General features: G+C 30.2%; 20 protein-coding genes. 1 reads left to right on the top strand and 19 read right to left on the bottom strand.

Going from position 1 to position 16,463, the window contains the following annotated elements:
* Nucleotides 1–38: 38 nt before the first annotated feature.
* The 12 genes from BN1865_RS18825 to lpdD all read right to left on the bottom strand — a co-directional run bounded on the left by BN1865_RS18825 (nt 39) and on the right by lpdD (nt 8,135).
* Nucleotides 39–1,382, bottom strand: coding sequence for a transglutaminase-like domain-containing protein (locus BN1865_RS18825; protein ID WP_232780416.1), 1,344 nt, complete (start codon nt 1,380–1,382; stop codon nt 39–41).
* A 63-nt stretch (nt 1,383–1,445) separates the two neighbouring features.
* A complete protein-coding gene (locus BN1865_RS15350) occupies nt 1,446–1,763 on the bottom strand; it encodes a hypothetical protein (protein WP_050638138.1) in 318 nt (105 codons plus the stop codon).
* A gap of 127 nt (nt 1,764–1,890) precedes the next feature.
* Nucleotides 1,891–2,451 (bottom strand): DUF5714 domain-containing protein, encoded by a 561-nt coding sequence (locus BN1865_RS15345; RefSeq protein WP_050638137.1) that lies wholly within the window; start codon nt 2,449–2,451, stop codon nt 1,891–1,893.
* 61 nt (nt 2,452–2,512) lie between these two features.
* Nucleotides 2,513–3,052, bottom strand: a complete 540-nt coding sequence (locus BN1865_RS15340; RefSeq protein ID WP_050638136.1) for a DUF7010 family protein — start codon at nt 3,050–3,052, stop codon at nt 2,513–2,515.
* Between the two features lie 49 nt (nt 3,053–3,101).
* Nucleotides 3,102–4,109 (bottom strand): virulence RhuM family protein, encoded by a 1,008-nt coding sequence (locus BN1865_RS15335; RefSeq protein WP_050638135.1) that lies wholly within the window; start codon nt 4,107–4,109, stop codon nt 3,102–3,104.
* Nucleotides 4,110–4,233: 124 nt separating this feature from the next.
* Entirely contained in the window at nt 4,234–5,157 is a 924-nt protein-coding gene (locus BN1865_RS15330; protein ID WP_050638134.1) for a hypothetical protein, read from the bottom strand.
* A gap of 75 nt (nt 5,158–5,232) precedes the next feature.
* On the bottom strand, nt 5,233–5,493 hold the full coding sequence (locus tag BN1865_RS15325; RefSeq protein WP_050638133.1) for a TfoX/Sxy family DNA transformation protein: 261 nt from the start codon (nt 5,491–5,493) through the stop codon (nt 5,233–5,235).
* Nucleotides 5,494–5,558: 65 nt separating this feature from the next.
* A complete protein-coding gene (locus BN1865_RS15320; RefSeq protein WP_198527293.1) occupies nt 5,559–5,933 on the bottom strand; it encodes a hypothetical protein in 375 nt (124 codons plus the stop codon).
* Between the two features lie 40 nt (nt 5,934–5,973).
* Entirely contained in the window at nt 5,974–6,690 is a 717-nt protein-coding gene (locus tag BN1865_RS15315) for an SMI1/KNR4 family protein (protein ID WP_050638131.1), read from the bottom strand.
* Nucleotides 6,691–6,867: 177 nt separating this feature from the next.
* A complete protein-coding gene (locus BN1865_RS15310; RefSeq protein ID WP_232780415.1) occupies nt 6,868–7,341 on the bottom strand; it encodes a hypothetical protein in 474 nt (157 codons plus the stop codon).
* A 17-nt stretch (nt 7,342–7,358) separates the two neighbouring features.
* The gene (locus BN1865_RS15305; RefSeq protein WP_050638129.1) at nt 7,359–7,706 is read right to left on the bottom strand and encodes a TIGR04076 family protein; all 348 of its coding nucleotides are present in this window, start codon (nt 7,704–7,706) and stop codon (nt 7,359–7,361) included.
* Nucleotides 7,707–7,826: 120 nt separating this feature from the next.
* A complete protein-coding gene (lpdD, locus tag BN1865_RS15300; protein WP_082190041.1) occupies nt 7,827–8,135 on the bottom strand; it encodes a prenylated flavin chaperone LpdD in 309 nt (102 codons plus the stop codon).
* Between the two features lie 77 nt (nt 8,136–8,212).
* On the opposite strand from lpdD, the gene BN1865_RS15295 reads away from it, so the two are divergent.
* Nucleotides 8,213–9,091: a LysR family transcriptional regulator gene (locus BN1865_RS15295; protein ID WP_050638127.1), complete on the top strand. Its 879-nt coding sequence runs from the start codon at nt 8,213–8,215 to the stop codon at nt 9,089–9,091.
* A 26-nt stretch (nt 9,092–9,117) separates the two neighbouring features.
* Here the strand turns inward: BN1865_RS15295 and BN1865_RS15290 are convergent, their stop codons facing one another.
* The 7 genes from BN1865_RS15290 to BN1865_RS15260 form a co-directional block, all read right to left on the bottom strand.
* Nucleotides 9,118–9,678, bottom strand: a complete 561-nt coding sequence (locus BN1865_RS15290; RefSeq protein ID WP_050638126.1) for a UbiX family flavin prenyltransferase — start codon at nt 9,676–9,678, stop codon at nt 9,118–9,120.
* 1 nt (nt 9,679) lies between these two features.
* Nucleotides 9,680–10,405: a DUF554 domain-containing protein gene (locus BN1865_RS15285; RefSeq protein WP_050638125.1), complete on the bottom strand. Its 726-nt coding sequence runs from the start codon at nt 10,403–10,405 to the stop codon at nt 9,680–9,682.
* A 12-nt stretch (nt 10,406–10,417) separates the two neighbouring features.
* The gene (locus BN1865_RS15280) at nt 10,418–11,899 is read right to left on the bottom strand and encodes a UbiD family decarboxylase (RefSeq protein ID WP_050638124.1); all 1,482 of its coding nucleotides are present in this window, start codon (nt 11,897–11,899) and stop codon (nt 10,418–10,420) included.
* A gap of 161 nt (nt 11,900–12,060) precedes the next feature.
* Entirely contained in the window at nt 12,061–12,807 is a 747-nt protein-coding gene (locus tag BN1865_RS15275) for a hypothetical protein (RefSeq protein ID WP_050638123.1), read from the bottom strand.
* An 18-nt stretch (nt 12,808–12,825) separates the two neighbouring features.
* Nucleotides 12,826–13,704, bottom strand: a complete 879-nt coding sequence (locus BN1865_RS15270) for a DUF4261 domain-containing protein (protein WP_050638122.1) — start codon at nt 13,702–13,704, stop codon at nt 12,826–12,828.
* A gap of 396 nt (nt 13,705–14,100) precedes the next feature.
* Nucleotides 14,101–15,651: a hypothetical protein gene (locus BN1865_RS15265; protein WP_050638121.1), complete on the bottom strand. Its 1,551-nt coding sequence runs from the start codon at nt 15,649–15,651 to the stop codon at nt 14,101–14,103.
* Nucleotides 15,635–16,405 (bottom strand): MurR/RpiR family transcriptional regulator, encoded by a 771-nt coding sequence (locus BN1865_RS15260; RefSeq protein WP_050638120.1) that lies wholly within the window; start codon nt 16,403–16,405, stop codon nt 15,635–15,637. Before BN1865_RS15260 ends, BN1865_RS15265 begins: the two co-directional genes overlap by 17 nt.
* Nucleotides 16,406–16,463: the final 58 nt, after the last annotated feature.

Below are 16,463 nucleotides of genomic sequence, written 5' to 3'. Positions count from 1 at the left end.
CCTCATTTATTAGTTTTAAATCAAATCTATAAGAATTATCATTTTGCATTTCTGATTTTTCTGATATTTTTATTCATGAAATGTCTTCCCATATTTCTATATAAAAAAGATTTCAGTACCGACATTTCTTGATGATGTTCTTTAAGCAAATCATCTGGACAATCATAATTTCCAAAATCTTGGTTAATGCCTTCGCTTTGAATATAAGTATTGTTTTTTTCAAAATCTATAACAGGATTATGAAAATTCTTCACAGCGACACCATAGCCACAAAAAGCACCTGTACATTGTGAGTTTATACGCTGTAATTGTGAAAGGTACTTTTTATCCAATATAAATGCTTCTAATTCATACCATATCCCATCTAGATAGACTTCAATCCAACTATGAAAAATATCTTGAGGAGCAAGTTTGTATATAAGACCTGTCATTGCTCCTTTTTGTAATTTCTTATCAATAGTAAAACCATGTATTCGACAAGGAATATGAACTCCTCGAAGCAGAGCCATAAATAAAGTTCCCTTTGTGTTGCATTGTCCATATCCATCATCAAGTACTTTTGATGCAGGAATACTATCATCTACATTATAACCAAATAGAATTTCATCACGGACAAAATTATAGATTTGTTTTACTCTCTGATATTCATCAACCCTATTCCATTCTCTCTTCGTTATCAATTGCTGAATATTATGTGCAGAAAAATTGAGCATAGGTGTTTCTTTTAAAAACTGTTCCATTTGTTCTTCCTTATAAATTCCAATTTGATGATTAGATAATTGACTCTCACAAAATTCTCTGATGCCGTCATGAATCCATAAATTACAATTACAGAAAATGCCATCTCCTTTATCTTCAAGATACGAGATAGCTTTATCATATTGTTGATGATATACATAAGTTAAAGCAATTCTTAATTCTTCGTGATAAGGTGAATTGGAAATACCCTCATAAAATGAATCTAATTGAATTGTCTGAATAGTTTGATAAAAATGCTCCAAATACTCCTCAACATATTCTTCTAATTCTTGTAAGCTTCCATTTGGTAATTCATCATACCTTTGATATATCTCTACACCATGTACAGTAAAAGCACCAACGGCACGTAAGCTCAATGGCTCTTTTTTATTATTTGACATATTTAAGAAATTCCACAACAAATCATCAATCCAAAGAGGTTTAATATTTTCTTTTGTATCACAGATAAATCTTCCATCCATTGTAAAGCCAACATTTATCAAACATGTTAAAAACATATCCTCTTTTTGAAACCAGATCATATAATCTTTTTTCTTAAATTTATATTTCTTGATTTTTTCTTTCAATATCTTAGGTAATGTTTTCTTTAGTTCTCTTAATTGTCTTTGTTGTTCTCTTGTCATATCTGTAACGTCCTTTTCAACACAATATTTTACATCTGCTTATCCAATTCCACAAATGATAATTTAACGATTATTGATAATGGAAATAATCTTTTGTTGATATACATCAATAATACAATGATTTGTAAAACCAATGCATTTTAATTCGCCATTATCTTCTTTTGTAATATCGAAATATATATCACTAAAGTAATTTAAATGATTATTTATTGAAAATTCTTCAAGCAATTGCTGTATTTGCCAAACGACTTTTCCTGATTTAAAACAAATAATATTATTGTCTTTTGAATAACTTAAATCTTTATTCCTATTAGGAAGTTCAATTAAAATTGTATAATCACCAAATGTAATAATCTTTTGCATCTCCTCTTTGTTTTTCATATCTTTTCTCTCCACATTTACAAATTTTATCACCAGTTAGATCTTCTCTATGCAAACAAGGAAGATATAAACAATCAACATGATATCCCCTGATGACTACTATATCTATTTCAAAAATAGCACTTAATCATTCTGTTCCATCCTTATAAAACGGACATCTTATACCTATGCATTGCTTGTTTTTATTTGAAAATGTACATTTGACTTCTTGATTAACTAATTCAATTCCATATTGCTCTTTAACAAAATCAATAGCAGTTAATATAGATAAAAATGCATTTCTTTTACAACATCTTGGACCACCTATATCTGCAATTTTTCCCAATGCTTTTGACACATAATTTAAGTTATCTTTGTAATATTGATTATGACTTAAAGGTCCAGTTTCATGAATAATTGCTAACGCTGCTCCAACAGAAGCAGAAGAACCACACATTCCCCATTGACCACAGGTAGCCCCTGGCATTTTCTGACCTCTCACTATCATTTCATCTAATGCTTTATCTAAATCAAATTCAACACCTGCATTATGCATAGCTGTTAAAAAGCAAGAACCATCTAATACATGATGTTCTGGTCCATGCATATGAATATAATCTTTCTTCATTATACTTAAAATCAATTCAATTGGATTTCTTATATCTGAATTTAGACATTCATTTTTTATTAACTTATATTTTTCGTCCATATATTTATCCTCTATACGTATAAATTTTTATAATTTCCATAATCTGTAATTTGTAGCAATGTTATGTTAAACTTCTTATTTTCCTATTTTCTATTATGAGCAATACTGTAAATATAATTTCAAAAACTATCATCATCAACGCTAACACATATCTTGTAGAATAGCAGCCCACAATTAATGATGCAATAGGAATAATAACAGACATAAATACATAAGATTTTGATTTATATAGCCAGCCATAAGGCAACAAATGCGCCCCAAAAATCATGGCAATAACCATGAGCATTTTCTCTGGTACTGTTGGATAAACCCACATTGCAATTAACAAATATAACATTTGATTAATTGAAAATAATATACCTAAATTATTTAGTGGATTCGTTTTGTCTTGAAATTGAATTTTGAAAAATTTAGACATCAAAAATGCTAAAGGTAATAATGGCGCAGTACAACAAAATGTAAACAAGTTCTTAGTAAGAATTGGTAAATCTAATATTTGTATCACTGTTACTAAAATCCAGATAATAATAGAAGCTGAAATAAAATGAATACCTTTCTTTTGCTTTATTGCACAATCTATTCTTAACTCCTCTAAATTCATAGCGTTTATCTCCTTTACAAATTCTAATTTATCTAATAAATCAAAGCACCTATTTTTTTATTAACTTTTTAAGTTCTTTATCAAAGTCCGATATTATATGTTGATGTTTATTAAAATCATCATATTCTAATATAGCTTTCTTGTCTGCTTGACTCTTTGAAATAGAACCTTTACCTTGTAATATATCATATTTTCTAAAAGATAAGAATTCATTAATACTTATCGCAAAATCATTCATAGTAAAAGTGGTTTCTCTTTCAATTAAATCTTCAATATAATCAAAATATCCAGTGACAGTACGTTCTAATTGTCTTATTTGTTTTTCACTTAGATAGTTCTTAGCAATAGTAACATCACTTTTTAAAATACGTCCATCAGGAGAATTTTTCCATGTTGTTAATCCCATATTATCCTCATTATGATCTGCTTTTGAAAAAATAATCTCTGCAACAGTCTGACCAGTAATAGCATAATGAAACTTATTTTGAACCATTGCGTAAAAATCACGAGTAGTTGGGGACTCACTATCATAATCTATGCTACATTCAGCATATATATCGGTGATCTGTTGCCATATTCTTCTTTCACTCGCGCGAATTGAACGTACTCTTTCAAGAAGTTCTCTAAAATAGTCTTTTCCAAACGCTGTTTCACCCTGTTTCAATCTTTCGTCATCTAACACAAATCCTTTTATCATATATTCCTTTAAAATACTTGTTGCCCATATTCTAAAATTTGTAGCTCGTTTTGAATTAATTCGGTACCCAACTGATATAATGGCATCTAAATTATAAAATCGTGTTAGTTTTTTTTGTTGCCTGCCACTCATTGCTCCATGTTGAGTGGTTATTTCCATTTTGGAAATAACCACTTTTTCATCTAATTCTTGCTCATCAAATATATTCTTTAGGTGTTTACTTATTGCAGGAATACCAACTCCAAATAATTCTGCCATTCCTTTTTGAGTCAACCAAATTGTCTCATCTTTTATTAGCGCATTTACTGACATTTCATCATTAGGAATTTTATAAATTAAAAACTGGAATTTATTTTTCATTAATATGTTCCTCCTTTTAAATAACTACTGAAAATAACAACCAAAATCCTCTTTCATTACTGCTCATATAATACTTGTAATCATTCTATGAATTATATATTATAAATTTTAATTGAACGAGTAATTATTTTAAAATTTTTATTTTAGATGGTATTTTAGATTTATCAATTGGCGTATTTATTATAGATATATCTTTTAAATTATCCATACTAGAAAAATCTGGTAATACTTGTAGATGTTTTAAATCTTGTAATTTCAAACTTTTTAAACTTTCTATTTTTTCAATGATAGAAATATCTTCTAACTTTGGAATTCTCCATAATTCCAAATACTTTAATTTTTTTAAAACTTCTATTGAATTAAAATCATTTACACTACACCATAGTATCGATAATAATTCTATATTAGTATTTTCTAAAAAATAAAAGTCATCAATTTTTATTCCTCGAAGAATCAATCTATTTAAATTCGGTAATTCATTAATTTTTTTTAAATTTTTCCTTGCTTTTTTTCCCAGAAAAACATTTTTAAGATTTCTATATGGCAATAGCCACTTACAATCAAATAATGGTGTGCCTCTCATTGTATCAGCAATTATTGTAATACTTTCAAGATTGGGATTTAAATTTTTAATAAAACTATAATCTTTTAAATCAAATAAATTAACTGATAATTCTTTAATGTTACTAAGGTTACAAACCTTTTCAATCTCAATTGCTTTAGGATTATTTGCTAGATGTCCATCTAACTTTAATTTTGTTAAATATTTCATATTAGAAAGATCATCTAAATCAAAAGTATTATCTCCCATAATATTAAATACTCTAAATGAGATATCTGGTCTTAATTCTAATATTTTATCAATAACATTAAATGCTTTTTTAGGTAAATTACTTTCAATTTGAAGCACTTCAATTTTATTGTTATTTACAATTTCTTGAATTTTATTTTTATCTATATCTTTATAAGATAATGTATTAATAACACCGTTAGATGTTGTTTTGTTTCCTATATTAATAACATTAGAAAAGTTTATCCATGCTCCCATGACTCAATACCTGTCTTTCTTTTACAAATTCTAATTTTCATCACTCTTCATCAGGAAACTCGAATTTGTACACTTCTATTTTTCTTTAATACTGTCACTAAATCGCTTTAAATCAACTTTAACTTCATCTGAAAGTTTATCATAATCAACATTATCAATAGCACCTTGTAATGCATATAGATGAACTAAGCATACATTTGGATATTGTTTTTTTAATCGATAAAACGCCTCTTTACTCCCTAGCCTCATTAAATCTTCTGATGAAGCAACACCAATTGAAAAAAGTTTTGTTTTCATTTCTTTTCCAATGTTTAACATACTATCTAAACTTCCCATAAAATATCTCCTTTGCAAATTTTCATTCTTTCTCATCTTTATAACTTCTATAAACTAGAATTGCATTAAAGTTCTCCAGTAGGAATTTTTTTATTTTTATATGCTGCAATAAGTTTATTAAGCCATTCATCTTTATAGTTTAATACAATACTGTCATAAATTAATCCAAAATCATCGGAAACATAATCCGACAGTTCACCCTCGATATTTTCCTCAATTATCATGAATGCTTTTTCTCTTATTTTATCTTGTTCTTCTTTATTTTTATGAGTATAGCTCTGAGCATTTTTCAATGCTTTTATTTCTTCATCAACTCGACACCATTCAGTATCAAATGGGTCACAATCTCTACTGTCAAGACATTCATCTAGATAGTCTTCATCAAATGCATCGTAGTCAATGCGGTTAAGACAATTCAAAAGTTCATTCATGAAATCCATATTTCTTTTCCTCCATAAAATTCTCATTTATAATATCTCATTACATATCATTATCTTTCCATTTATCTTCCCAATAGGATCCACAAAATTCAAAGCTTGATAGTTTTTGAACATCCAACTTTAACTGATATTGATTTTCAAACTCCTGTTCAAGTGTACCTATGAAATACCATTCTAATAATGTTTGAAAATCTGGAACTGCAGGTCTTCCATACAGTAATCCATCTTCTTTTAAATATTCTTCTTTCCAATCAAACTCCTCATGATCAAACCAAACAAGTGACCATGTTGATTCATCATCTTTATTTGCTTTCTTTTTTGCAAGTTTCAAATCAATACACAATGGTCCCCATCCTGCGCCCCAATCACCAATAGGTAAAAAATGAAGATAGGAACCTTCTGGTGCTTCACAATAATCAATAGCTATTGACCTGAACTCATCAATTATTTTTTCTAAAGATTTTACATCTTTAATACGATTTAATATTAACCATAATGGCTCCAATCCCTCAACTTTATCCCTATTAACTATACCACTTATTTTAAATAAATGATCATTAACAATTGATTTTGGAAGTTGATAGGCCATTAAAAATTCTTTATAAAGTGATGGTATCTCTATTTGATATTTTTCTTCTAATTTTTCAATATCTTGTTTTGTTATAAGTGATGGCTTCAAATCCCCTTTTATCCATCCTTTATTTAATAACTCAAAAAAGGCGCCTTGAATAAACTCTTGTTCATTTTCTATATTCATATGCTTGTTTTTCCTCCCCTTCATCTTCATATCTACAGACATCTTTTCTCTAAACTATTTAAGTTTCATCACATTTCAATAAAAACTTAGTCAATATTTCATATGTTACACACTTTTTTAATTTAACATAATATGATACCTATAAATATTCTCTTCATTCTTTGATATGGTCATTCATTACATACGCTTACCATATATTTCTGCATTTATCTGCCATTCACCATCATCTTTTACTGTAATATTTTGCCAATGAAAATAATTATCCTCAATCTTAACAAAAACCCATTTTCTTGTCTCGTCATCTATAAATGTAAGAACAATTTGATCATCTTGCTTTTTCGCTTCAAGTCGGATTATTTTTCCTGTATATCCGTAAGCAACATCCCATGCATGTGTATTAGGATTATAAATACGTAATGATGTTCCATATTCATATTCAGGCAAGATAATTATATCCTGGATAGCCATTCCTTCAAGCACCCATGCAAAATGCCACTCACCTTTTATAACATGTGAAATCTGACTATCAAAATAATCTATTTGCCATTGTCCAATTAACTTTTCAAAATAATTATATTCTTGAGGAATTGCCTCACTTTTTTTATCACTTATTAATGCTTGAAAGAAATCCTGCATATCCTTCATCTCCATTCTTTTTGATAATTGTCTTAATCAAAAAATTTACCTTTATAAAAATTCTCATTATCAAGTTTCTTTGCTGTCATTCTAAACAAAACACAGCCATCTGGACAAACGATATCTTTACTATATGGAGTATCGCCACCGATATTTCTTAAATCCCCACCACTTCTGACAGCTTCCATAATAGGAAACATCACTGTCATGACTTTTGAACAGATACCCTGCCCATCCTGATTTACGGGGCAACCATATGTACATGTATACTTATCCCCTATTTCTTCTCCATTACGACAATATCGTTCTGTATGATCACTGCGAAGAAATCCAATAACTTCAATTTCCCATTCATATTCCTCATCATACCATTTTTTCATGATAATTCTCCCCTCTCTTTTGCAACTGCAAAATATACATATATTATAGCATACCTATATAATGAAAAGACTATTTTTCTAACTGAAAAAAATAATCACTTCTCTTATTATAGAAAGTGATTATGACAATGTTTTTATATCTTCTTGTACCCAATCAAATATCGCCTGCATTTGTGCATCAGTTATATTATCTAAATGAATTCCACAAATACAACTCACAACACAACGATACTTCTTGACTGCTGCCTTCACATACATTGTTGCAATGATATCATCCTTATGTCCTAATTGATTCCATGTATTCAAAGTGACATGAACTTCATTTTCCTTAATATAAGGTTGTCCAGTGACGATACTACCAATATGTGCATTTTGATTATAGACACAAATAACCAGGTCATTCCCCAGCCATTTGAATGTCCTTTCCATACGATTCTCTCTCATCTTTTCTTTTCCTTTCTTTACAAATTATGATAAAATATTTTTCTAAGGAATAGGTGAATATTATGACTATTGAACAATTACAATATTTCTATGCAGTGAGTGTTCATAAAACATTTTCACTAGCTGCAATAGAAATGAACATCACACAATCTGCCTTATCTAAACAAATTGCCAAATTAGAAGAAGAACTAGGTCTTTTGCTTTTTGATCGCAGTCATCGTCAGATTACTCTTACACATGAAGGTCAACTCCTTTTAAAAGATGTAAAAGTCATTTTGAAAGACCATGAAAAAATGTTAGACCATTTACACTCCATAAAAGATAAACAACATAATACAATCAAAATAGCCATGCTTCCAATCTTCTCACATTATGACTTGGCACATAAATTAAATGAATTTACCCAAAAATATCCCCATATTCATTTGATAATAGATGAAATTGAAGAGCGTGACTTACATCATAAATTAGATTATCATGATTATGATATTTATATTTTAAGAGGACATTATGAAGAACTTGATTCTTTTGGGCATATATTACTTTATGAAGATAGTTTAGTCGCTGCTGTTTCTAAACAACATCCTTTATCACATCTTCAACAATTATCAATAGCCCAGTTAAAAGATGAAAAATTGTTATTGCCACCTCTTTATACGAGCATTTCTAATCTTGCAATAGAAGCATGTCATCAAGCTGGCTTTGATCCTATTATTAATAGACATGGACGAATGGAAACCATTTTAAGCGGGGCTAGTGAAAACAATGGGATTGCATTATTAATGAAAAAATCATTACATATCTTTCATCTCAATCAAGTCAAAATTCTTCCATTCACTGAAAATATTCATGGTGATATTCAACTTTATTATTCATTAAATTCTCAACATAGAGATGCTATTGAAAAATTTGTTCAAACTTTACAACCCATAAAATTTTAGAAAAGCAGTCATGAAGGCTGCTTTTCTTATTGCCAGCGTTTAAACTGATCAACTTCAATACCAAATTGAGAAAGGATTTTACCAATCATATGTATTTCCATATCTTCAATTGTTTGAGGTAAGTTATAGTATGTTAGCATAGGCGGCATAATCATGACATGATGTAATCTAGATAAATGTGTCAGATTCTCTAAATGGATTGGTGACAGAGGTGATTCTCTGGTCACTAATATTAATTGTCTTTGTTCTTTAATTGTCACATCACAACTTCGCAATAGTAAATTATCAGAATACCCATGCGCAATTCCTGCAACTGTCTTCATTGAACATGGCACAACAATCATCCCTGCTGTTTCAAACGTTCCACTGGCAATACTTGCTGCAACATTATGGTTATCATAAACATAGTCAGCTAAAGCCAGTACATCAGCAATTGCCATATTCGTTTCTTGCAAGATTGTCATTTGTGCACCAGTGCTGATAACCAAATGGGTTTCAACGTCTGGATTTGTTCGTAACACTTTTAATAAATGAATAGCAAGTGGCATTCCGCTCGCTCCACTTATTCCCACAACAATTTTTTTCATATTACACCAACGCCATAATATAAGCCATCCAAATATAACTTAATGGCATGACAATGACCATTGCAGGGATCATATCAGCAATTGGAAAATTCTTGAGTTTAACCATTCTAAAACCAGTTGCTAACATGAGAAAGCCACCACACGCCTTAAAATCAGCAATCATATCTGGTGAAGTCATTGGGAAGATGAAACCAGCACATAAAAATAATACAAAGAAAATAAAGAATTGAGGAATGGAAATAACAGAAACAACATATCCCAAGTTGCAGGCAAAGATGGCTGCTGTGAAGAAATCAAGAATTGATTTTGAAATGAGGATAGAATTATCACCCGTCATTCCAGCAGTTAAAGAGCCATATATACCTGTTCCACTAGCACAAAATAAAACAATAATTGTCACTAATTGTGTTAAAAACTCCTCTTCACTTAATTCAGAACTGTTTTTAAAAACTTTAGCGATTGGTTTTTGCATCAAAGTTGCTGCTTTTTGAATCCAATCCCCTAAATGTAACAATAATCCGATTGCTGTTCCAATAATAATCGCAAAGATAACAGCAGGCATATTTTTCATCAGTCCAATTGAACTGATTCCCATCCCCATCGAACAAACACCAAAAATAAGATTAATCTCTGTTTTAAATTTTGGACTTAGTTTATGTCCAACTAATGCTCCAGCTATTCCACCAAATAAAACGGAACAAGCATTAATAATCACTCCTGTAGGCATTTTTCTTCCTCCTTACTTAAACATATCTGGTAGCCAATGCTTGACATCAACATCCATGAACTTTGCTCTTTCAAAACGATCTTTTTGATCAAATGGAACTGTACAATCAAAAATTGCCTTACAAGCAATACCACGTGCTCTGATATGTGAAGAATACTGGGGATCATTTGATGGATCCAAAGGATGACATTGTACACCAGGAATCGTAATCAAATCTAAATCAGCCTGGAAACGTGTTGTCATTGCCCATATCACATCTTTCATATCGAATGGATCAACATCTTCATCAACAAGGAAAACATGTTTCAATTCAGCAAAAGCACTAAATGCTAATAAAGCGGCTTGTCTTTGTCGACCTTCATCCGATGGAACAGATTTTTTAAATTGCATGACTGCAATATATTTTCCACCACCACTAGAAGCACAATAAACATTTTGTAACTTCCCTGGCATTGCTTTATCTACCATTGTTAAAATACTGGCTTCTGTCGGAATTCCTGCCATTGAAACATGTTCCTCGCTTGGTCCAATACATGTTTGCATAATTGGATTTTTTCTCGTTGTGACAGCTTTAACTTTAATAATTGGTAACTCTGGATTTGCAGGTCCACAATATCCTGGGAATTCTGGCATAGCTTTTCCTGTGTGAGAATTGATGTCTTCTCGAATACGTCTTCCTGGTAATATTTCTCCTTCAATGACATACTCAGCATTCGCAATTGCTCTTTCATCAATTGTTAAACATTGAACAAGTTCAACTGGTTCATTTCTTATTGCGCCAGCAACTTGTAATTCATCATATCCTAGAGGTGTCGTTGGTGCTTCAAAACATGATGCAATTTCAATTGCTGGATCAACACCAATACTAATTGAAATAGGTAAAGCTTCACCTTTCGCTTCTGCTAATTCTCTAAAATATCCAATATGACGTGCTCCTGGTTGTAAGAAAATAGATATTTCATCTTTAGATTGGAAACACATACGATGAATTGTAACATCAGATTCACCTGTTTCAGGTGAAGATGCATAACACATTCCAAGTGTAATATAAGGTCCTGCATCTTCTAAAGTGTTCGTTGGTGCAGGTACCAATTGACGAATATCAAAATCAGGATCATCAGCAAAATATTTCACTTCCTGACATTTTGCCTGTTCTTGAGGAACCACAATCGGTTTTATTGGATTGTTTACTGAATCTTTTAATAAGAAGCCTAATTTGTCTGATGGACAATCTAATAGATATCCTACTCTGGTACGACTTGCTAGTAACCCAATCGCCACTTTTGCTCCTGGATGACCTTTCACATTGTTAAAGATCATGGCAGGACCTTCTTGAGTTGGACGCATAACTGTCCCTCCTGCTCCCACATGACGATAAACACCTGATAACTCTCCTAATGGATCAACTTCTATATCTGTTTCAACCAATTGCCCATCAATAGACTGTAACAATTCTAAGGCTGAACGTAAATCATTCACTTTTTTCTTTGACATATATTTCTCCTTCTCTATATGATTTTGAAGGTACAACTCTGTTTTCCCCTCTTAGCCTTATCTATCTTAACACTTACAAAGCTTCTCAAACAATTCTTCTTTAGATGCTTTCTATTCCAAAATGGAATAGAAAAAAGTATAACTTTTCAATTATACTTTCATTAATGACTATCACAATTTATAAATCTTTTTTCTAACTCGATAACTTTTCTACGAAGTGTATCGCTATCACTCTTTCTATCAATATACAAATCATCTTCATTTAAATGAATTTCCTGATCAAGAGTGATAATAATCACCTGTTGCAAATCATTCTTCTTGGCTAAAATTTCCTGATATTCTTGATACATATCTTTTTTATCATAATGTTGTGATAAAACAAATACAAACTGACTACACATATACAAAGCTTGTTCCAGCTGATAACCATGATGTATTTCATGATCATTATGACAAACATGCCAATGATTAAAAGATAGTTCAGCTATCAAATCATTCACGAGGAGTAAATCTTGAAAAGAACTCATCATATATATATTTGTTTCCTTCTCTTTAAATTGAAGTTGATGAATCGCTGTATATTCCTTTAACAAACAACGTAACAAATGACTTTCACAAATAAGTTCATTATGTTTTGCAGAATACTTTTTTATCTTAGGATGACCTTTTAATGATATTTTATTTAAATCACCCACAACATCATAATAACGATCTATAATATCAATTAAAGATATATCATCATCAAGAACATTTTGCGAAACTTGTGAAGAGATGGGCCATGTTAAAAAATCTTGATCATAACTAAAAGTTATTTGAGCTTTTCCTTTTTCATCATGACCAATATAACGAGCTATTCTCCCTTTATGTGTGCCACTTTTTATTTTAACAAAACCAAATTGTTTTTTCATTTTTCACCTACTTTATCGTTAATGAATAGAATCATTTTGATTTCTATTTCCAGCTGCAAACTGATTCGCATTAATATCCAAGACAACTCGTTTAGGGGCAATGAGACTCTCTTCATGTTGACATACCCAACGTTCATTTTCATCACGTCCATCCATGGTTTCTCCATCTTTAATAACATCACCATTCATAAACAAATAAGATGCAAAATTATGAATATATTGAATCACAAAATGATGATCTAAACCATGAAAATGTATTTGTAAATCTGGGATTCCTAATGAAATCAATCCTGTTGTATCTACCAGCATATCTTCACTATCTTGAATATTGAAAAAACGGACATTTAATCCACCATCTAAGAAATGCAAATCTGGATTATTCCATTGACTTTGTAAATAAGCTGTAACTGGCATCAACTTTTGAGAATGAGGCCAATATAATGCAACACATTCTGGTAGAAGTTCTAATAAAATATCAATATATTGAGAAAGAATCTGACTTCTTTCTATGTGATCAAGTCCTCCAGCCATGAAATCACCAACCATAAGTTCATATTGACACTCCTGTAAAAGTTCCTTTGCATCATCACATGTCCAACATTGATAAAGTGCCATTTCAGGAATAGTTGTCTGATCAAAAGGAATAACATTGGTAATCATAACTTGCATTGGTACCTGCTCTCCACCTTGATAAGTGACAACATGCTTGCGTAATGCATAAGTCGATAATTCTCCAGTTGAAACTTTATCAACTTCACCAAAATGTTCTTTTAACTTTGTATATAATATCTCATGTGGTATTTTGATAGTTTCTTTAAATAACAATTTTATATAATAAACATTGGCGAATTTTTCTGCAAATTCATCCATACGAACTGATTGTCTTTTCTCTTTCATATGTTATGTCCTCCCTAATGAACCCAACTCTATATTGGATCTTTATTTCTTCCTATTATCTTCATAAATCAACTTACTCATCTATGAAACAAAAGTCACCAAAATACTTGTAAAATCAATATCAAGAATCTTTATACTTTCTATATTTCATCACCAAAAAAATCAATAATACTTATATGAATAATTCCACTGCAAGAATGATTAATCTTATCCATAGATTAAACACGCTTCAGATAATTAAATAAATCTTCCAAATTTACATTCAAGCACTTTCTTTTTCCTACAAATAGTAAAGTTATTTCGATACAACAAAATAACTTTTTATTTTATATATTTATTTCGATGAATTATGATATTTTTAAACGAAATTTTAACTTTTATATCTCTAGTATATAATTATTTACATACAAACTTTAAATCAAACATGATTGAATCAATAACCGCTTGGGGAATATGATTATCTTGATGAGTCAAACTATCAATAATATCTGCTTTTAATGTTTGAGAAACATGTTTATAAGGATTGCGCTGGCTCACTTTGATTTGAATATGATGACAAAATTTTTCATCTGGATAGTTATACATTGCTAATAAATATGGCAATCTTTCCCAAGAATCTTCTGCTAACAAAATCCGTAACAAATAACGTTTTTGATGTTCACAAGAAACTTTTAAATATTCTTCATAAACACACTTTGCTCCATAATGAACTTTATATTTGATAATTGATTGATAAGCAGCTTTTGATAATGATACCCTCTCATCTAATAAGAAACGCCAATAAATTTGAAATCCATTGTCTTTCATCAAATGACTTAATGCCTGAATCGTCACTTTGACTATTTTTTCATCATGATGCTCTAAAAATGGTATTAAAACTGGGATGTCCTGCTGCGTTCCACATTCACCAACACCTAATATTCCTACTCGATAATTGAGATGTTGAAGATAAAAAGATAAACAATCAAACTCCGTATGTTTTTTCAAAAGAAAACGAATGTAGTCTCTTATTGCATAACTTTTATCTAACAAGAAGTCTTCAATCCCATCCCAAACATTTTGAACAATAGCATAATAACGAAAAATTGCTTCTTTTCTTACATAAAAAGTAGGATGATGTAAATACAATTGCAGCTGACTCATATCTAACTGTTCACTTTGTAACAAATATCTTGTTAACATCAACAAACAGAAAGAATCTTTTTCTCTCGTTAATAATTCTTCAACAATATCAATGGATAAAAGAGAATGTTCAATTGAAATTTGATAAAAAGTCTTACGAATAAAAACATCTAAATGACACAAATAATGGATATCCAAAAGAGTAAGACATTCTTTTAAATAAGTTATATAAAGCTTTTCCATATCATCAAATTGATCTTGTTGACGTCGCAAAGATTTTTTTACTTTCATAAAAACATAAGATAATTCAATGAATTCTTCTATTGTACACTCAGATAATTGAGATTTTGTGATTCGATAAGCAGCATTTTGAACTTCTGGTACCCAATCATTCATTCTCATGAATATAAAAGATAATGTATGAGGATAAGCAGATAATAACTTTAAACATTTTTCTCTAAAATAACCACTTGGATGAAAACTTCCCATAATCAGTAAACTCTCATAGCCTATGTCATTGTCAAAATATATAGACATTGCCTGTATATCAATATCTTGCCAATTGATTGACCAAAGCATAGACGTATAACTACGCCATTGTTCTTCAACTTTTAAGATTTGTGGAATTGTTAAACCTGAAAGATAATGATATCCAATTTTACCAAGTCGAATGATTGCCTCTGGATGATCATAACTTAAAGCCTGATATGCTCTTGCATAAAGAGATAACCAATCTTTGGGATGGGTTTCTAATATTTCAAGAGATTCTATGATATAATCAGGAATCTTACGTTGATGAGAAAACATTTTATTGATCATTTTCATTTAAATAATGCAATAATATTTCCACAAAGATCGAATAAATTGGGACACTATCCAACAATGACTTATTCTTTAATGGCGCAACACTTGGAAGTAATAAGAAGAGATCTGATTCACTTTCTAATGATGTTGAAGGATTCATTGTCACAATAGCAATCTTACAGCCATTATTTTCTTTTAAATTATAAGCTTCCTTAACAATATGGCTATTCGCACTCGCTGACATGACAATTAATAAATCCTGATGATTCGTGATAAGATCAATTGCTTTGACATTGGCTGTTCCTGGTAAAACATCAGCATCGATACCATACATTGCAAGAGCATATTTTAACTGCAAACATGTAACTTCAGAATTAATCTCTCCTACACATCTGACTTTTCTTGCTGTTATAATCATATTTGCTAAAAGTTTCAAATCTTCATCTTTTAATGTATAATGCAACAATTTAATTGTATCCATATATATCTTTTCAACATTAATAATCTTCTCATTTTCATCTTCAATAACTCGTTCAGCATTGCTTAAACTATTCACATATTTAACACAGTCATATCTAAATTCAGTATATCCACTATATCCCATCTTTTGACAAAAGCGCAGTATTGTTGTTTTGGTGATATGAATCTTTTCTGACATTTCTGTTAATGAATACATCTGTACCTTATTTAAATCATTCAAAATCAATTCACATGCTTTTAATTCATTCTTTGTTAAAGTATTTTTCTTTAAATTAATATTTGATAAAAAGTCCATAATATCCTCCTCTTTACTTCTTTATTATACCTTATTTGTGAATACATTCCAAAACTAA

Origin of the sequence: Candidatus Stoquefichus sp. SB1, from assembly GCF_001244545.1 — a bacterium.
Lineage (GTDB): Bacteria > Bacillota_I > Bacilli_A > Erysipelotrichales > Coprobacillaceae > Stoquefichus.
Note: the sequence above shows the minus strand (reverse complement) of the source record. Positions and strands in the feature narration are given on the sequence as shown.